Source organism: Paracoccus sp. FO-3, from assembly GCF_006386455.1.
Taxonomy (GTDB): Bacteria; Pseudomonadota; Alphaproteobacteria; order Rhodobacterales; family Rhodobacteraceae; genus Paracoccus; species Paracoccus versutus.
Map to the genome: position 1 here is coordinate 1 of NZ_VCBQ01000013.1, position 18124 is coordinate 18124.

Genomic DNA, 18124 nt, shown 5'->3' on the forward strand with positions numbered 1-18124 from the left:
GAGATCAGCCCGGCCCGCACCGCCCGCGCCAGCACCCGGTCCCGCGCCGCCCTGGCGGCTTCGGGGAAACGGTCCGGCCGCCGCGCCTCGGGCGATTGCGGCAGCGCCACCAGCAGCGCGGCCTGGGCCGGGGTCAGTCGCCGCGGCTCCTTGCCGAACCATTGCAGGGACGCGGCCCGGATGCCCTCGACATTGGCGCCATAGGGGGCAAGGCGCAGGTAAAGCGCCAGGATCTCGCGCTTCTCCAGCCGCCGCTCCAGGGCCAGGGCCAGCCGGATTTGGCGGGCCTTGCCGGCCCATTGCCCGGTCGGTCCCTCCTCGATCAGCCGGGCCACCTGCATGGTCAGGGTGGATCCGCCCGAAACCACCCGCCCATGCCGCAGCGCCTGCCAGCCCGCGCGCAACAGCGCCCGCCCGTCGATGCCGGCATGGCCCGCAAACCGCCGGTCCTCCCAGGTCATCAGCATGTCGAGAAACAGCGGATCGACCGGCCCCGCATCCAGCCGCCAGCGCCCGTCCGCGACCTGGAAGGCGCGCAAAAGCGAACCGTCCCGCGCCACCACCTCGACCCCCACCGGCACGTCCAGCCGGGGCAGGGCGGTGGCATCGACCCAATCGTCAAACCGGTCTCGCAGCCCCGCCCCGATCCCCAGGACCAGGACGCAATTCATCAGAAACAGGGCAAGGCGGCGCGTTCTCATGACCCATCAATACGCCAGGCGCGGCATGGAAAGAACCTTGGCTTCTTCGTTGCCCAAATACCCATGCGGCGGTGCAATCCGCAGCTATTTCGCCTCTTCCTCGCCAAACAGCCCCTTCAGCCCGCGCGCGATCAGGTTGCCGACGCGGGGCCGGGGCTGGTGCAGGAAGGGCAGCGGCCGGCAGACCTCCATCGCCGCGATGCCGACGCGGGCGGTCAGCGCGCCGTTCACCACCCCCTCGCCGAAGCGCTTCGAGACCTTGGCGAGCAGGCCCCCGCCGGCGACGGTATGGATCAGGTCGTCGCCGGCCGCGACCGCGCCGGTGGCGATCAGATGCGTCATCACCGTGCGCGCCAGCCGCCAGCCGCCGACGGCGCCGGCGCGGCCGCCATAGATCTCGGCCATGCGGCGGATCATGCGCAGGTTCGCCGCCAGCGCCGCGATGACGTCGGCCAGCGCCAGCGGGATCAGCGCGGTCGCGGCGGCGACGGTGCGGGCGGCGGCCTCGATCTCGCGCCGGGCCTGCTGGTCCAGGGCGGCCAGCAGCTCGGTTTCGGCCAGGGCGATCAGCGTCTCGGCGTCATAGGCGTCGCCCTTGCGCTCGCGCAGGCGGCCGAGCCCCCATTCCAGCTCGGGTCGGGCGCGATACAGGCCCTCCATCCGCGCCACCACATGCTGCGCGGCCTTCAGGTCGCCCGAGGCCAGCGCCGCCCCGGCCGCGCGGTTGATGCCGTCGATGGCGGCAAAGCGCGACCAGGCGCGGTATTCGCGCCAGGCCATGCCTAGGGCGGCCAGGCAGAACAGCACCATCAGCGCGATGCCGATCCAGCCCAGCAGCGGATAGCTGTTCAGCAGGTCGGTCAGATAGCGCAGCGCCGCCACCGACAAAAGGAAGGTGAACAGCGCCACCCCGGTATTGATGAAGAACCGCGTCAGCCGCGACGGCCCGCGCCCGACCAGCCGCGCCACCAGCTGCATGGTGCGCGGCTGCGGCAGGGGCGGCAGCCCGTCGTCGATCATCGGCGCATCGGCGGGCGAGGGCGCGGGTTCGCCCTCGCGCCACTCGGCGCGCGGCGCCTTGCGGTCGCGCTGGCCGGCTTGGGCGGGCTGGGGGCGGGGCGGCTCGGCCGGTTCGGGTGGCCCGCCCATCTCCATCAGCACCGGCCCGCGCCGTTTCGGGGGTTCAGCCATGGCGCCCTCCTATAGCCTGTCGCCGATCAGGAACTCGGCCGCGCGGTCCAGCCGGATATGCGGCGGCCCGTCGCCCGGCCGCAGCGTGCCCGGCGCCGGGGCGAAATCCATGATCGCATAGTCGCCGTCCAGCCAGCGCGCCGCGCCCTGGCTTGCCGGCACCAAGAGCTCGGCCGGATTGGCCGGCAGCTCGCCCGGATAGAAGGCCGCCTGCCGCCCGTCCATCAGCGTGCCGCGCACCGCGGGCAGTTCCTCGCCGTCCTGGCGGATCATCTCCTCGGTGGTGGTGCGCAGCGAGGCGACGGACATGGCCTCGGTCCGCGCGCCGGAGAAATCGGCGCGGTCGCGCGCCTCGCGCAGCATGGCGGCGGTGATCGCGGTCAGGCGCGGATGCTGGATGTGGTGCAAATGATCGGCCTTGGTCGCGGCGAACAGGATGCGCCCCACCCGGCGCGCGCCCAGAAGCTGCGCCAGCCACCCCGCCCGGCCGGGGCGAAAGGCGCCCAGGATGTCGGCCATGGCGCGGCGCATGTCCTCGACCGCCGGCGGCCCGGCATGGATCGCGCCCAGCACGTCCATCAGCACCACCTGTCGGTCGATGCGGGCGAAATGGTCGCGGAAGAAGGGCTTCACCACCCGCGCCTTGTAGGCCCCGAAGCGGCGCGCGAACTCGCGCCCCAGGGGCGTCGCCCGCATCTCATGCGGCAGCGGTGTGAAGGTCAGCGCCGGCGAGCCCTCCAGCTCCCCCGGCATCAGGAAGCGGCCGGGGGTGCAATCCGACCAGCCCGCGTCGCGTGCCCGGTGCAGGTGGCTCGTATAGGCCGCGGCCAGCGCCTGCGCGGCGGTCTCGTCGAAGCGCCCCGGATCGGTCGCGGCCAGCGCGGCGCGGAAGGTCTCGGCGCCGGGGCGGCCGGCCATGCGGTCCAGCACCTCCTGCGACCATTGGTCGAAGTCCTTTTCCATCAGCCGCAGGTCCAGGAGCCACTCGCCCGGATAGTCGACGATGTCGAGATGCAGCACCTGCTGGCCGCGCCAGCCGGCGATCAGCCCGCGCGGCTGCACCCGCAGGGACAGGCGCAGCTGGCTGACATGGCGCGTGCCCTCGGGCCAATGCGGGTCGGGGCCGGTCATGGCGGCCAGGTGGCGCTCATAGTCGAATCGCGGCACGGTGTCGTCGGGCTGCGGCTGCAGCCACGCCGCCTTGAGCGAGCCGTCGGCCGCCGCCCGCAGCGCCGCCATCCGGCCGCGGTCCAGAAGGTTCGCCACCAGCGAGGTGATGAACACGGTTTTGCCCGCCCGCGACAGTCCCGTCACCCCAAGCCGCAGCACCGGGTCGGACATGCCCAGGCCCTGCATCAGATCGTCGGCGATACCCATTCCGTCCCTCGCTTTGGCCGGGTCAAGATAGGCAGGCCGGCGGCGGATGTGTAGGGGCAGGTCTTTTCGCCTGGGCGGCGCTTTGCCATAAGGCGCGAATGCAACTGCCCATCGACGCCGTATTGCCCGAACTGACCGCCGCGCTGGCCGCCCATGGCCGCGCGGTGCTGATGGCGCCGCCCGGCGCGGGCAAGACCACCCGCGTCCCCCTGGCGCTGCTGCCCGTCGTCACCGGCCGCATCCTCATGCTGGAGCCGCGCCGCCTGGCCGCCCGCGCCGCGGCCGAGCGCATGGCCGAGACGCTGGGCGAGCCCCTGGGCCGCACCGTCGGCTATCGCATCCGCGGCGAGGCGGTGCCGGGCAACCGCATCGAGGTCGTGACCGAGGGCATCCTGACCCGGATGATCCAGTCCGACCCCGAGCTTTCCGGCGTCGGCTGCGTGATCTTCGACGAATTCCACGAACGCAGCCTGAATGCCGACCTGGGCCTGGCCCTGGCCTGGGAAGCGCGGCAGGCGCTGCGCCCCGACCTGGCGCTGCTGGTCATGTCGGCGACGCTGGACGCCGAGCCGGTCGCGGCGCTGATGGACGCGGCGCCGGTCATCCGCTCCGAGGGCCGGGCCTTTCCGGTCGAGACGCGCTGGCTTTCCCGCCCGCTGCCCGCCGGCGCCCGGCTGGTGCCCGAGGCGGCGCGGCTGATCACGGATGCCGAGGCGGCGACGCGCGACATCGGCGGCACCATCCTGGCCTTCCTGCCCGGCGAGGGCGAGATCCGCCGGGTGCAGGCCATGCTGGACGTCCCGGCCGAGGTCTTGCCGCTTTACGGCGCGATGGATTTCAAGGCGCAGCGCGCGGCCTTGCAGCCCCAGGGCGGCGGGCGGCGGCGGATCGTGCTGGCGACCGCGATCGCGGAAACCTCGCTGACCATTCCCGACGTGAAGGTGGTGGTCGATGCCGGCCGGGCGCGGCGGGCGCGCTTCGATCCCGGCTCGGGCATGTCGCGTCTGGTGACGGAACGCGTCAGCCGCGCCGAGGCAGAACAGCGCCGCGGCCGCGCCGGCCGGGTCGCGCCGGGCATCTGCTATCGGATGTGGGCGCGGGCCGAGGAGGGCGCGCTGCCCGCATTCGCCCCGCCCGAGATCGCCGTGGCCGACCTCGCCGGGCTGGCGCTGGAGCTGGCGATCTGGGGCTCGGACGGGCGCGACCTGGCCTTCCTGACCCCGCCGCCCGAGGCCGCGCTTTCCGAGGCGCGGGCGCTCTTGCGCGACCTCGGCGCCTTGGACGCGGGCAACCGCATCACCGACCATGGCCGGCGCCTGGCGCCGCTGCCGCTGCATCCGCGGCTGGGGCACATGCTGGTCACGGCGGGGCGCGACGCCGCCGACCTCGCCGCGCTGATGGCCGAGCGCGACCCGCTGACCGGCGCCCCCGCCGACCTGGCCCTGCGCCTGGCGGCGATCCGCGACCTGCGCGCCTATCAGGACCGCCATCCCTGGCCGGCCAACCCCGCCACGCTGCATCGCATCCGCGACGAGGCCAAGCGCCTGCGCCGCATGGCAGCCGAGGGCGCGGGCCTCTCGCCGGGCGCCATGGCGGCGCTGGCCTATCCCGACCGCATCGGCCTGCGCCGCAAGGGCGAGCAACCGCGCTACGTGCTGTCGGGCGGCAAGGGTGCCGCGCTGCCCGAGGGCGACGCGCTGGCGGCGCAGCGGCTGATCGTCGCCACCGACCTCGACGGCGATACGCGCGAGGCGCGCATCCGCATGGCCGCCGCCGTGACCGAGGACGAGATCCGCGCCCTCTTCCCCGGCCGCATCGAGACCGTCGCGCTGGTGGAATGGTCGCGGCGCGAGGGCCGCATCCTTGCCCGCCGCCAGGAGCGCTTCGGCGCGCTGGTGCTGGCCGACCGGGCGCTGGACGACCCCGACCCGCAGGCGCTGGCCCGCGCCGCATTCGAGGGGCTGCGGGCGAACGGGCTGAACTGGACGCCAGGCGCCGCGCGGCTGCGGGCGCGGATCGCGCTGATCCCGGAACTCGGCCCGGTCGATGACGAAAGCCTGCTCGCCGATCCCGACTGGCTGCTGCCCTGGCTGGGCAAGGTGCGGACGCTTTCCGACCTGCGCGGGCTGGACCTGACCGAGGCGCTGAAGGCGCGCATCGGCTGGGACGGCCAGCGCCGGCTGGACCAGGCGGCGCCGGCGCATTTCGTCACGCCGCTCGGCCGCAAGGTGCCCATCGACTACGACCACGAAACCCCCTCGATCGAACTGAAGCTGCAAGAGCTGTTCGGCCTCGCGCGCCACCCGGTCGTCGGCAACCGGCCGCTGCGCATCACCATGCTCTCGCCCGGCGGCAAGCCCGTCGCGGTGACGACCGACCTGCCGGGCTTCTGGGCCGGCGGCTACGGCGATGTCAGGAAGGACATGCGCGGCCGCTACCCGCGCCACCCCTGGCCGGAAGACCCGCTGGAGGCCGACCCGACCACCCGCGCCAAGCCGCGCGGAACCTGATCATTTCTCTGTTCCCCAAATACCCCTGCGGCCGGGCAAGCTAGACCGCCTTCAGCCCCTTGAGCCGCAAGGCCAGCACGATCATCGCCCCGCCGATCAGCAGCGCGAACAGGCCGATCAGCCAGGCGATGCCCAGAAGTCCCGCCGCCGGCACCAGCGCCAGCAGCACGCCCCAGACCACCAGCAAGAGCCCGCTGAGCCCCAGCGCCCATTCGCCCTCGATCTCGTGCCGCAGCCGGATCGCGGCGATGATGCGAAAGATGCCGGCGACCACGCCCCAGGCGGCCATCCAGATGATGAAGGCCAGCGCCGTCGCCTCGGGCCAGAACAGCGCCATCAGGCCGATGGCGACGGACAGCGCGCCGTCCAGCGCCCAGGCCCACCAGCGGTCGTCCGCGGGCCTGCGCCGGAAGGCCATGACGATCGCCATCACCCCGTCGAAGATCGCATAGGCGCCAAAGACCAGCAGCAGGGCATAGACGGTCAGCCCCGGCCAGATTAGCGCCATCAGGCCGAACAGGATCGCCGCGATGCCGCGCAAGAGCGGCACCCACCAATGATCGGCCATCACCCGGATCAGGTTTTCCATGATAGTCGTCCCCTTTCAGACCCTTCTCAGGATCGCCGGATCGAAAGCCTCGGACCCGGTCTGACGGGGAAAGGTTAACATGGGGTTGCGCGAAACGGCCTGCGCGCGTTTCAGCAACCGAAAGTTGTGGCGAATTTGCTACAATGCCATCAGCGAGAGGCCACCAGCGAGGGGCCTTCAGCAAGGCGGGGCCTTCAGCCGAGACATGGGGGCAGGCTCATGCCGCGCAGGATCTCGGCCGCGGGCATCGGGCGCTTGCCCTCGCGCTGCGCCTCCAGCACCTCGACCGCGCCCTCGCCGCAGGCGATGGTGAAGCCCGACAGCACCTGGCCCGGCACGCCAGACCCGGCGGCAAGGCGCGAGCGCAGCAGCTTCACCCGTTCGTCGCCGACCACGCACCAGGCGCCGGGAAAGGGCGAAAGGCCGCGGATCCGCCGGTCCACGGCTTCGGCCGGCTGGCTCCAGTCGATCCGCGCCTCGGCCTTGCCGATCTTTTGCGCATAGGTCACGCCCTCGGCCGGCTGCGGCCGGGCGGGCAGGGGCAGGCGGTCCAGCGTCCGGGCGATCAGCGCCGCGCCCATCTCGGCCAGCCGGTCGTGCAGGTCGGCGGTGGTGTCCTCGGGGCCGATGGAGGTGCGCGCCTCGGCCAGGACCGGGCCGGTATCCAGCCCCGCCTCCATCTGCATGATGGCGACGCCGGTCTCGGCATCGCCGGCCATGATGGCGCGATGGATCGGTGCCGCCCCGCGCCAGCGCGGCAGAAGCGAGGCGTGGATGTTCAGGCAGCCCAGGCGCGGCGCCGCCAGCACCGGCGGCGGCAGGATCAGCCCATAGGCCACCACCACCGCCACATCGGCGGCCAGGGCGGCGAAATCCGCCTGCTCCTGCGGCGATTTCAGTCGCTCGGGCGTGCGCACGGGCAGGCCCAGCTCCTCGGCGGCGCGATGCACGGGCGAGGGGCGCGGCTTCTGCCCGCGCCCGGCCGCGCGCGGCGGCTGGGAATAGACCGCGACGACCTGGTGCCGCGCGGCGACGGCCCGCAGCGCCGGGACCGAGAAATCGGGTGTGCCCATGAAGATGACGCGCATCGCTGCCCTCCTTGTGTCGGGGTCTCATATCCCGGTCGCGGGCGCGGCAAAACCCTGCATGAAGGCGCGGATGTCGCGGGTGGCCCGCGCCCGCGCCTGCGCGTCGAACTCCAGCGGCGACAGCGACGAGCGTTCGCGCTGGTCGAAGCCGTGGTTGACGGCGGGATAGGTGGTGACGGCCAGATGCGCGCCCTGGGCGACCAGATCCTCGGCCATCCGGCGGCAATCGGCGGAATCGGTGATCGAATCCAGTTCGGCCAGCAGCATCAGCCCCCGCACATGGCCGGGCCAGGGCCCCTTGGCCGCGCCGTTCAGCAAGCCGCAATAGGGATAAAGCAGCACGACCGGGCCAAGCTGCGCGGCAAGGCTGCCGGGCGGCGCGGGCCAGGCGGTCAGGCCGGGCGGCGGCTCGCCTTCGCCCAGCGCGCGCAGCAGCTCCATCGCCGTCCAGCCGCCATGCGAGGCGCCAAGCAGCGCCACGTCCGAGCCGTCGATGCCCGGCATCTCGCGCAGCGCGGCCAGCGCCACGGCCAGGTCTCCGGCGCGCTCGGCCCCCGGCAGCACCTGCCCGGCACAAAGCGCGCGCCAGGCCTGCGCCTTGTCCAGAAGCCGCGGCGCGTGGCTGTCCAGGATCAGCGCCGCCCGGCCCATGGCCAGGAACTGCCGCGCCCAATAGTCCATGTTGTCATGCACCCCGTCGCAGCCCGACAGCAGCACCGCGGCGGGATGCGGGCCGGGGCCATCCGGCCGCAGGATGTGCCAATGCGGCTTCAGCCGGGCCAACCGCTCGGCCGGGGTCTCGGTCGCGGGCTGCCAGCCGGCATAGTTGCGCGCCGTGTTCAGCCCCAGCGCCAGGGCCACCAGCGCCGGCAGCGCCAGCGCCAGGATCAGCCGTTTGCGCATCCGAGCCTGCCCTCCTGGCCGCAGATCGCCTTGAGCCTTTCGCTGTCGGCGGCCGTCCAGCCCTCGGGCGCGGTGACGGCGACCCAGCCGTCGATATAGTCGCGGGCGTGATAGCTGTGGCCGAAGCCCGGCGGCGCCGAGGTCGAGACCAGCATGTCCACCGCCAGCTGCAGCTGCGTCACCACCGGGGTGAAGCGCAGCCGGGGCGAGACGTCGGGCGCCGGCGCCTCGTGCATCCATTCCGGCGCCCGCCACAGCGAGGCGGGGTCGTAGAACACGATCGGGTCGCTGGCATATTGCAGGAACAGGATGCGCAGCCGCCCCCAGGGCCGGCCCGAGCGGTCGGGCGGCGCATATTGGCTGGCATAGCGGATCACCTCGCCCTCATCCAGCTCGGGCAGGACGAAGCGGCTGCCGGGCTGGCGCGCGCCATTGGCCTGCCGCCACAGGGTCGAGGTAAAGGGCGGGCCCACCCAGAAGGCGCCCGCCACCGGCTCGTTCATCATCTGGAACGGGTTGAAGGCATACATCGAGGACCAGGCGCCCAGCGAGATGCCGTGCAGATACAGGCGCGGCCGGCGGTCCGGGGGCAGGTGGCGCCAATGCTCATAGACCGCGCGCATCAGCGCCGTGGTCTGGTCGAGGCCGGATTCGGTCTCGAAGATCAGGGCCAGCGGGCTTTGCAGATAGGAATATTGCACCGCCACCGTCGCCACGTCGCCGCCATGCATGTATTCCAGCGCGTCGTAGCTGGCGGGGTCCATCCAGCCGGTGCCGGTGGGGCTGGCCAGCACCAGCACCTTGCGGTCGAAGGCGCCCACGCGCAGCATCTCGTCCAGCGCCGCCTGGGCGCGGGCCTGGGGATCCTTGTCCTGGGCCAGGCCGACATAGATGCGCAGCGGCTCCTTGGCCGGGCGGCCGGTAAAGCCCGAGATGGCGCGGGCGCGCGGGCCGCCCAGCACGAAGTCGCGCCCCGGCTTGCCCATCAGCTCCCAGTCGATGCCGGAGGCGGCCGAGCCGGGCTGCCAGGGCTCGGCGGGCGGCGGCACGCTGGGGTCGGTCAGGTGCTGGGCCGCGGCATAGGAGCTGTCGGCGATGCGCATCGCCCCGTTCACCACCCCGTCGCGGGTCAGCGTCACCACGATCAGCACCGCCAGCAGCAGGCCCAGCACATTGGCGCTGCGCACCGGGATATAGCGCGCCAGCCGCAGCCGCAGCAGGTCGAACAGCGCCTGGATCGCCTTGCCGGTCACGAAAAGCACCAGAAAGACCGCCAGCGCCAGGGCCAGCATCTTGGCGGTGTTGTTGACCTCCAGATCCGGCATGCCCATGCGGGCGCGGATGCTGTTCTGCCATGCGCCCGACAGGATCACCCCGCGCCCCAGCAGCACCAGCACCGGCACCGCCAGGACGGCATGGGCGATGCGCGCCGGCCGGCCCCGCAGCACCGGCAGCTCCAGCGCGCGCCACAGCGCCAGCAGGAACTGGGTCATGACATAGCCCGCCGCCATCGACACCCCGGCCAGCACCCCTTGCATCAGCCAGTCCCGCGGGATTAGCGAGGGCGTGAGCGAGGCGGCCATGAACAGCAGGCCGGCAAGAAGGGGCAGCACGGAAAACATCTCTGGCCTGGCGTCCCTGGGGCTGGGCCCGCGGCGGCGGCGGGCGGGTTTCGGCGGCAACGACCGCGGGAAGGGGCCGGGCTCTGCCGGACGGCCCGCCCCGCCCCTCCGTTCCGGGCCAAGGTTAAGGGCGGGCCGCGGCAAAGAAAAGCGCTTCCCTTCGCCAGCGGGTTCCCGTTTCCGGCTGGCGCTACGGGGCGCCGGCACCCGCGCGCCTGCCGCACGGGCACAGGGCACCGTCCCCGTCCAACGGCGGCGGCCGCGCCCCAGCGAAGCGTCGCCTGGGTATTTGGAAAACGGAAAGAAGGGCGGTCGCGCGAACCATGGCACGGGCCTGTGTTTCTTCGTTCCACAAATACTCATCCGGCCGCACACTATTCCCGAGCGTTGAAAAGGATGCGCAAGGGCCCAGCCCACCCCAGCACCGCCCGAACACGCGCGGGGCCCTGCAGGTGGTGGGAGGCTGTCGCCGCTTGCAACACGACCGACAAGCGCGGCCGTGCCGATCTTCGCCTGCTGGATCGGCGTCGCGGCGGGAAGCTGCGCTGGAAAAGAAAATGGCGGCCGGGGTGATCCGACCGCCCCGCCTTCGACTTGCGAGGACCAATCACCAGTCAATCGTCTCAGGCAGAATGAAATATGGGGTCAGAGAGGGGGTTCCTCCAGGACAGGGATCAGCCTCAGGGTCGAGCCCGATACGACCGAAGCCCAGAACCGCCTTCACCAGCTGGCGAAGCCCATGGATCAGCGCCGACCGTTCTTCGCCCACCCGGAGCCGCCACGCGCGGGGCGCTGCAAGGCGTCTTCACCGTTTCCCAATATTCATGCGGCCTTGCAGGCATTCCCACGCCCGAAGCGGGGCGCAGCGGGGTGCAGCCCGCCCCACGCCTTCGTCATCGCCGCGACAGCTTGGCCGATTTCGCCACCAGCATCTTGCGGCGCAGGGGCGAGAGGTGATCGACATAAAGCCGTCCGTCCAGATGGTCGATCTGGTGCTGCACCGAGGTCGCCCAGAGGCCGACGAAATCCCGTTCCTCGATCTCGCCCTGGGCGTTCAGGAAGCGCACGGTGACGGCGCGCGGCCGCTCGATCCGGGCCGAGACGCCGGGCAGGTTCGGGCTGGCTTCCTCATGCGGGCGCAATTGCACGCTGGCGTGCAGGATCTCGGGATTGGCCATGCGCACCGCCTGGCCGCGCTTTTCGGATGCGTCCACCACCGCCAGCCGCTGCATGATGCCGATCTGCGGCGCGGCCAGGCCGACGCCGGGCATCGCCTCCATCGTGTCGATCATGTCGTCCCAGATCATCCGCACGGTCTCGGTGATCGCGGGGACCGGCTCGGCCGGGATGTGCAGCCGGCGGTCGGCATAGGGCAGGAGGGGGCGGACGGTCATCGGGCGGCCTTGTCAGGAATGCCCGCCCGGCTATCACGGCGGCGGGCGAAGGTAAATCCGGCCGAGCGCTGCCCGTGCCGGGCATGGGCCGGCCATCGGCGGCCGTCAGGTTCGTGCCGTCGCGCATGGGCAAGCGCCAACGGCCGGCCAGGCCCGGCGGGAAGGCACGGGATTTCGGAGAGCATGAACAGCGCCGCCCGGCGGTCTGCCCCGGCCTGGCGCCCGACGGGATGGCTCAGCGCACGCCGGAATCCTCGGGGCCTTCCAGCGTATCGAGGATCAGCCGGCCGTCCAGGTGATCGGCCTCGTGCTGGGCGATGCGGGCCTCGATCCCGGCCAGGGTCAGGACCTGCATCGCCCCCGCCAGGTCGAAGCAGCGCATCGAGATCGTGACCGGCCGCGTCACCGCGACCGGCCGGCCGGGGATCGAGAGGCAGGCTTCCTCGATCGTCTCGACCTCGCCGCCCAGGGCCAGGATCTCGGGGTCCATGACCACGCGGGGCAGGGGGGTGCCCTCCTTCCAGCCGTGGTCCATGACGAAGATGCGCCAGCCCTCGCCGATCTGCGGCGCGGCAAGGCCGCGGCCGCCGGCGTGATACATGGTCGCCAGCAGGTCGGCCGCCAGCTGCGAGACCTCGTCCCAGCCCAGCCGCCCGACCGGCGCGCAGATGCGGCGCAGCGCCGGGTCGGGGTGGATCAGGATCGGGCGGATGCGCCCCTGCGCGGCAAGCCGGGCCGGATCGGGGCCCTGGGACGCCTGCGCGGCATCCTCGCCCGACAGGGGCTCAGGCACGCGCGCGCTCGCGTTTCAGCTTGACCATCTTGCGGGTGATCATCTGCCGCTTGATCGGGCCGAGATAGTCGATGAACAGCTTGCCGTCGAGGTGGTCGATCTCGTGCTGGGCGCAGGTGGCCCAGAGCCCCTCGAAATCGCGCTCATGCGTCTTGCCGTCCAGGCCCAGCCAGCGCACCTTGACCTCGGCCGGGCGGGTCACGTCGGCATATTGCTCGGGAATCGACAGGCAGCCCTCCTCATAGGTGTTCAGCGCCTCGGAACGCCAGGTGATCTCGGGGTTGACCATGACGATGGGGTTGCGCGGCGCCTCGGGATCCTTTTCGCAATCCATGACGTAAAGCCGCGACAGCACGCCCACCTGCGGCGCGGCCAGGCCCACGCCCGGCGCGTCGTACATGGTGGCCAGCATGTCTGCGGCCAGGGTCTCGATCTCGGGGGTGATGCGGGCCACGGGCTCGCAGGGCTTCTTCAGCCGCGGATCGGGATGGAGGATGATGCTGCGCAATGTCATGCCCGTGATCTAGGGCAAGCCTTGGCCTTGCGCAACAAGCCGCTATGCTGCCCCGAACAGAAAGCGCCCGAACGGAAAACAAGGGGAAACCATGGCCCAGCCCGATTTCGACGAGATCATCGACCGCACCGGCACCCATTGCTCGAAATGGGACGACATGCAGGCGATCTACGGCGTCTCGCCCGGCGACGGGATTGCGATGTGGGTCGCGGACATGGACTTCCGCCCGCCGGCCCCGGTGCAGCGCGCGGTCGAGGCGATGGCCGCGCATGGGATCTATGGCTATCCCGGCGCCAACCCGGACTATGTCGGGGCGATCCGCTGGTGGATGGACAGCCGCCACGGCTGGCAGGTCGAGCCGGAGTGGATCCTCTCGGCGCATGGGCTGGTGAACGGCACGGCGATCTGCGTCGATGCCTTCACCCAGCCGGGCGACCGGGTGATCGTCATGACCCCGGTCTATCACGCCTTCGCCCGCGTCATCCGCGCCTCGGGCCGCGAGGTGGCCGAGTTCCCGCTGGCCCTCCAGGACGGCCAGTATCGCATGGACTGGGAGGGCTGGCAGCGCCTGCTGACCGGGCGCGAGCGGATGCTGATCCTGTGTTCGCCGCATAACCCCGGCGGAAGGGTCTGGAGCGCCGAGGAACTGCGCCAGGTCGCTGATTTCTGCGCCGCCCATGACCTGATCCTGGTCTCGGACGAGATCCACCACGACCTGGTCATGCCCGGCAGCCCGCGCCATCGCGTGCTGGCGACCGTCGCGCCCGAGGCCGCGCCGCGGCTGGTGACGCTGACCGCCGCCACCAAGACCTTCAACATCGCCGGCGCCCATATCGGCAACCTGATTGTCGCCGACGAGGGGCTGCGCAAGCGCCTGCAGGGCCGGCTGATGGCGCTGGGCATCTCGCCCGGCCTGTTCGGGCCGGGCATGGTCGCCGCCGCCTATTCGCCCGAGGGCGCGGCCTGGGTCGATGCGCTGGTGGCCTATCTGGACGGCAACCGGCGGCTGTTCGACGAGGGCGTGAACGCGATCCCCGGCATCCGCTCGATGCCGCTGCAGGCGACCTACCTGGCCTGGGTCGATTTCTCGGGCACCGGCATGGAGCGGGCCGAGTTCACCCGGCGGGTCGAGCAGGGCGCGCGTATCGCCGCGAACCACGGCGGCACCTTCGGCACGGGGGGCGAGGACTTCCTGCGCTTCAACATCGCCACGCCCCGCGCCCGCGTGGCCGAGGCGGTGGCGCGGCTGCAAGAGGCGTTCCGCGACCTGCAATGAGGCGGCTGGGCGGGATCTTCTCGGCGCTGTGCCTGGCGGCGGTCCTTGGGGGGCTGTGGCTGCTTTGGGCGCCGCAGCCCGCGCCCGTCCCGGTGCCGCAGCCGCCGGCGGCGGGCTGGCACTGGCCGCGCCTGCCCGATCTGCGCCTGCCCGAGTTCCGGCTGCCGCGCATCGCGCTGCCGCCGATCTTCCAACGCCCGCCCCTGCGGCCGGATGCGCCCATCGCCTCGCCGGTCGAGCGCATCCTGGTCGAGAAATCCGCCCGCCGCATGACGGTGTATCAGGAAAGCGGCCCGCCCCGGACCTTTCGCATCGCGCTGGGCTTTTCACCCCAGGGCGACAAGAGCCGCGAGGGCGACGGCCGCACGCCCGAGGGCATCTTTCGCATCGACCGGCTGAACCGGCAAAGCGCCTATCACCTGTCGCTGGGCATCGACTATCCGCAGCCCCGCCACCGCGAGGCGGCGCGCGCCCTGGGCGTCAGCCCCGGCGGCGACATCATGATCCACGGCCAGCCGAACCAGGTGCCCGAGGGGTTTCGGGTCAAGGGCGACTGGACCGCCGGCTGCATCGCCGTCGACAATGCCGAGATCGCCGAGATCTTCGCCCATGCCCGCATCGGCACCGAGGTCGAGATCCGGCCCTGAGACGCGACCCGGCGCGACGCCTTGCCGCAGCCCTTGCCCAAGGATAAGGCAGGGGCATGACGTCCAATCGCTACGCCCCCCATCTGCGCGCGACGCTCGCGCTCGGCCTGCCGCTGGTCGGCAGCCACCTGGCCCGCATGGCCATCCATGTCGCCGATACCGTCATGGTCGGCTGGTATGGGGTCGAGGAACTGGCGGCGCTGGTCATCGCGGTGTCCTTCTTCAACATCCTGTTCTTCCTGGGCATGGGCTTCGGCATCGGCGTCATGGGGCTGATCGCCACCGCCATCGCGCGGGGCGACGAGGTCGAGGTGCGCCGCTCGGCCCGGATGGCGCTGTGGCTGTCTTTGGCCTTCGCCGTGGCGGTGGTCCCGGCCATGTGGCATTCCGAGCCGATCCTGCTGGCCATCGGGCAGGAGCCGGTGGTGGCGCGGCTGGCGCAGGACTACCTGCGCATCGCCGGCTTCGGCCTGATCGCCGTGCTGTGCCAGCTGACGCTGAACAGCTACCTGGCGGCGATGGAGCGGCCGCAGGTGGTGCTGTGGATCACGCTGGCGGGGCTGCCGCTGGTGATCGTGCTGAACTGGCTGCTGATCTTCGGCAATCTGGGCGCGCCGGAACTGGGGGTGCGCGGCGCCGCCATCGCCGCCATCGCGGTGCAGTTTTCGCAGCTTCTGGCGATCGCCGCCTATGCGGCCTGGCTGCCGGCCGCGCGCAAATACCAGCTGTTCCGGCGATTCTGGCGCCCCGACTGGGCGGGGATGCGGGCGGTCTTCGTGCTGGGCCTGCCGATCGGGCTGACCATGGTGGCCGAGGGCGGGCTTTTCGTCGGCTCGAACGTGATGATGGGCTGGATCGGCACGCGCGAGCTGGCGGCGCACGGGATCGCGCTGCAGCTCGCCTCGCTGACCTTCATGCTGCACCTGGGCATGTCGAACGCGGCCACGGTGCGCATCGGCCAGGCCAAGGGCCGCGGCGACGCCCGCTGGATGCGCGACGCGGGGGTGACGGTGACGGCGGTCTCGGTGGTGATCGCCGCGCTGGCGGTGGCGGCTTTCGAGCTGTTCCCGCGCCAGCTGGTCGGGCTTTACCTGGACGCCTCCCACCCCGAGACCCCGGCCATCGTCGAGATCGCGGCGGGGCTGCTGTTCTATGCCGGGCTGTTCCAGCTGATGGATGCGATGCAGGTGATCGGGCTGGGGCTGCTGCGCGGGGTGCAGGACACGCGCGTGCCCATGGTGATCGCGGCGGTCAGCTATTGGCTGGTCGGCATCCCGGTGGCCTACGGGCTGGCCTTCGTCGCCGGGATCGGCCCGGCCGGCTTGTGGCTGGGGCTGGTCGCGGGCCTCAGCCTGGCCGCGGTGCTGCTGATGCGCCGCTTCTGGCGCGGGCTTGCGCGCGGGGACTGGACCCGCGAGGCGCGCGCGGTCTAGTCTGGCGCCGCAAGAGATCGAGAGGTTCGCCATGCGCCCGGTTTTCGTCCAGTTCCGTTGTTCGCCCGGCAAGACCTACGAGGTCGCCGACGCGATCTATGACCGCGAGATCGTCAGCGAGCTTTACTCGACCTCGGGCGATTACGACCTTCTGGCCAAGATCTATGTGCCCGAGGACCAGGATGTCGGTCATTACCTGTCCGAAAAGCTGTTCGACATCCCGCATATCGTGCGGACGCTGACGACGATCACCTTCAAGGCGTTCTAGCGAGTCTTGGCGCCGCCGCGCCTGCGGCACCATGGGGCTTCGCCCCGCTCGTCGCTGAAAAAGGTCCGGCGGACCTTTTTCCGGGCGCTCCTCGCCCCCCAGGATATTTGAACACGAAAGAAGCCGGCAGGCGGGCGCGCCCTTGCGCGGGGGCGGGGTTTGGGGTTTCTGTGGCGCCATGACGCGCTTTCGCTTTGCCCCCATTCCCGCCGCGCTGCCGGCGACGGTCCCCTTCACCGGCCCCGAGGCGCTGGAGCGGCGCCGCGGCGCGCCCTTCCGCGCCCGGCTGGGCGCCAACGAGAACGGCTTCGGCCCCTCGCCCCAGGCGGTGGCGGCCATGGCGCGGGCGGCGGCGGAGGTCTGGAAATACGGCGACCCCGACAGCCACGACCTGCGCCATGCGCTGGCCGCGCATCACGGCGTCGGGCCCGAGAACATCATGGTCGGCGAGGGGATCGACGGTCTCCTGGGGCTGCTCGTGCGGCTGATGGTGGCGCCGGGCGAGGTGGTGGTCAGTTCGGACGGCGCCTATCCGACCTTCAACTATCACGTGGCGGGCTTTGGCGGCCGGCTGGTCAAGGTGCCTTATCGCGACGATGCCGAAGACCCCGAGGCGCTGGCCGCGGCCGCGCATCGCCATGGCGCGCGGCTGGTCTATCTGGCGAACCCGGACAACCCGATGGGCAGCTGGCATCCCGGCCGCCGCATCGAGGCCATGCTGGACGCCCTGCCCGAGACGAGCCTGCTGGTGCTGGACGAGGCCTATGCCGAATTCGCCCCCTCCGACGCCATCCCCCGCATCGACGCCGAGGACGGGCGGGTGATCCGGTTCCGCACCTTTTCCAAGGCCCATGCCATGGCGGGGGCGCGGATCGGCTATGCCATCGGCCCGGCGGAGCTGATCGCCGGCTTCGACCGCATCCGCAACCATTTCGGCATCGGCCGCATCGCCCAGGCCGGCGCTCTGGCCGCGCTGGGGGACGCGGACTGGCTGGCCCATGTCCTGGCCGAAACCGCCGCCGCCCGCGCGCGGATCGCCGCGATCGCGCGCGAGAACGGGCTGGCGGCGCTGCCCTCGGCCACGAATTTCGTCGCCATCGACTGCGGCCGCGACGGCGCCTTCGCCCGCGCCCTGCTGGAGGCGCTGGCGCAGGAGGGCATCTTCGTGCGCATGCCGGGCGTCGCGCCGATGGATCGCTGTATCCGCGTCTCCTGCGGCCCGGAGCCGGAGATGGCCGCCCTGGCCGAGGCCCTGCCCAGGGCGCTTGGGGCGCTGTGCTGAGCGTTTCTCCGTTCTGAAAATACTCCCGCGGCCGCGCCGCTCGCGCCGGTCAGTCGAGGGGTAGCGCCGTGGTCGCCTTCAGCTCCTCCATCGAGAGAAGCGCCGTGACGTTGTGGATCCTCACCTCGGAAATCAGCGCCTGGTAGAAGCGGTCATAGGCCCGCGCATTGCGCACCCGCACCTTCAGGATATAGTCGATGTCGCCGGCCAGCCGGTGCGCCTCGATCACCTCGGGGCGGGCGCGCACCGCGGCCAGGAAGCGGCGCGCCCATTCCGGGTCGTGTTCGCTGGTGCGGATCAGCACGAAGAAGCAGGCGTCGAGCCCCAGCGCATCGGGGTCGAGCAGGGCCACCTGGCCGCGGATCACCCCCGCCTCGCGCAGCTTGCGAATCCGGTTCCAGACCGGGGTCTTCGAGGCCCCCACCCGCGCCGCGATGTCATCGAGCGACAGCGTGGCGTCCTCTTGCAGCAGGGACAGGATTTTGCGGTCGGTGTCGTCGAGCCGGATGGGAGTTTGCCTGTTGTCGCTCATCGTG

17 protein-coding genes are annotated in these 18124 nt (G+C 71.6%); 6 read left to right on the forward strand and 11 right to left on the reverse strand.

Annotated elements, in window-relative coordinates:
* From FE811_RS05310 to FE811_RS05320, 3 genes are all read right to left on the reverse strand, one after another.
* Nucleotides 1–701: transglycosylase domain-containing protein (locus FE811_RS05310; protein WP_181180823.1), on the reverse strand; the 701-nt coding region annotated here is incomplete at its 3' end.
* An 84-nt stretch (nt 702–785) separates the two neighbouring features.
* Nucleotides 786–1892: a YcjF family protein gene (locus FE811_RS05315; RefSeq protein ID WP_072460987.1), complete on the reverse strand. Its 1107-nt coding sequence runs from the start codon at nt 1890–1892 to the stop codon at nt 786–788.
* A gap of 9 nt (nt 1893–1901) precedes the next feature.
* A complete protein-coding gene (locus FE811_RS05320) occupies nt 1902–3269 on the reverse strand; it encodes a YcjX family protein (protein WP_116222971.1) in 1368 nt (455 codons plus the stop codon).
* A 98-nt stretch (nt 3270–3367) separates the two neighbouring features.
* On the opposite strand from FE811_RS05320, the gene hrpB reads away from it, so the two are divergent.
* Nucleotides 3368–5779 (forward strand): ATP-dependent helicase HrpB, encoded by a 2412-nt coding sequence (gene hrpB, locus FE811_RS05325; protein ID WP_116222970.1) that lies wholly within the window; start codon nt 3368–3370, stop codon nt 5777–5779.
* 40 nt (nt 5780–5819) lie between these two features.
* Here the strand turns inward: hrpB and FE811_RS05330 are convergent, their stop codons facing one another.
* The 7 genes from FE811_RS05330 to def (FE811_RS05360) form a co-directional block, all read right to left on the reverse strand.
* Entirely contained in the window at nt 5820–6368 is a 549-nt protein-coding gene (locus tag FE811_RS05330; RefSeq protein WP_036760234.1) for an HdeD family acid-resistance protein, read from the reverse strand.
* 194 nt (nt 6369–6562) lie between these two features.
* Complete coding sequence (gene fmt, locus FE811_RS05335) at nt 6563–7456, reverse strand: methionyl-tRNA formyltransferase (protein WP_116222969.1); 894 nt, start codon at nt 7454–7456, stop codon at nt 6563–6565.
* Between the two features lie 24 nt (nt 7457–7480).
* Entirely contained in the window at nt 7481–8359 is an 879-nt protein-coding gene (locus tag FE811_RS05340; RefSeq protein WP_116222968.1) for a dienelactone hydrolase family protein, read from the reverse strand.
* The gene (locus FE811_RS05345; RefSeq protein ID WP_072460982.1) at nt 8344–9981 is read right to left on the reverse strand and encodes an alpha/beta-hydrolase family protein; all 1638 of its coding nucleotides are present in this window, start codon (nt 9979–9981) and stop codon (nt 8344–8346) included. Before FE811_RS05345 ends, FE811_RS05340 begins: the two co-directional genes overlap by 16 nt.
* Nucleotides 9982–10874: 893 nt before the next feature.
* Nucleotides 10875–11375 carry a peptide deformylase gene (def, locus tag FE811_RS05350; RefSeq protein WP_116222967.1) on the reverse strand — a complete coding sequence of 167 codons (501 nt, stop codon included), beginning with the start codon at nt 11373–11375 and terminating at the stop codon, nt 10875–10877.
* A 235-nt stretch (nt 11376–11610) separates the two neighbouring features.
* On the reverse strand, nt 11611–12168 hold the full coding sequence (locus FE811_RS05355; protein WP_116222966.1) for a peptide deformylase: 558 nt from the start codon (nt 12166–12168) through the stop codon (nt 11611–11613).
* Nucleotides 12161–12682 (reverse strand): peptide deformylase, encoded by a 522-nt coding sequence (gene def / locus FE811_RS05360; protein WP_114534805.1) that lies wholly within the window; start codon nt 12680–12682, stop codon nt 12161–12163. Before def (FE811_RS05360) ends, FE811_RS05355 begins: the two co-directional genes overlap by 8 nt.
* Before the next feature lie 91 nt (nt 12683–12773).
* On the opposite strand from def (FE811_RS05360), the gene FE811_RS05365 reads away from it, so the two are divergent.
* The 5 genes from FE811_RS05365 to FE811_RS05385 all read left to right on the forward strand — a co-directional run bounded on the left by FE811_RS05365 (nt 12774) and on the right by FE811_RS05385 (nt 17588).
* A complete protein-coding gene (locus tag FE811_RS05365) occupies nt 12774–13958 on the forward strand; it encodes a MalY/PatB family protein (RefSeq protein ID WP_116222965.1) in 1185 nt (394 codons plus the stop codon).
* Entirely contained in the window at nt 13955–14605 is a 651-nt protein-coding gene (locus FE811_RS05370) for a murein L,D-transpeptidase family protein (RefSeq protein ID WP_116222964.1), read from the forward strand. Before FE811_RS05365 ends, FE811_RS05370 begins: the two co-directional genes overlap by 4 nt.
* Before the next feature lie 56 nt (nt 14606–14661).
* Nucleotides 14662–16038: an MATE family efflux transporter gene (locus FE811_RS05375; RefSeq protein WP_116222963.1), complete on the forward strand. Its 1377-nt coding sequence runs from the start codon at nt 14662–14664 to the stop codon at nt 16036–16038.
* A 31-nt stretch (nt 16039–16069) separates the two neighbouring features.
* Nucleotides 16070–16306, forward strand: coding sequence for an Lrp/AsnC ligand binding domain-containing protein (locus tag FE811_RS05380; protein ID WP_028713408.1), 237 nt, complete (start codon nt 16070–16072; stop codon nt 16304–16306).
* A 178-nt stretch (nt 16307–16484) separates the two neighbouring features.
* A complete protein-coding gene (locus FE811_RS05385; RefSeq protein WP_116222962.1) occupies nt 16485–17588 on the forward strand; it encodes a pyridoxal phosphate-dependent aminotransferase in 1104 nt (367 codons plus the stop codon).
* 49 nt (nt 17589–17637) lie between these two features.
* Here the strand turns inward: FE811_RS05385 and FE811_RS05390 are convergent, their stop codons facing one another.
* Nucleotides 17638–18120: an Lrp/AsnC family transcriptional regulator gene (locus FE811_RS05390; protein WP_036760216.1), complete on the reverse strand. Its 483-nt coding sequence runs from the start codon at nt 18118–18120 to the stop codon at nt 17638–17640.
* Nucleotides 18121–18124: the final 4 nt, after the last annotated feature.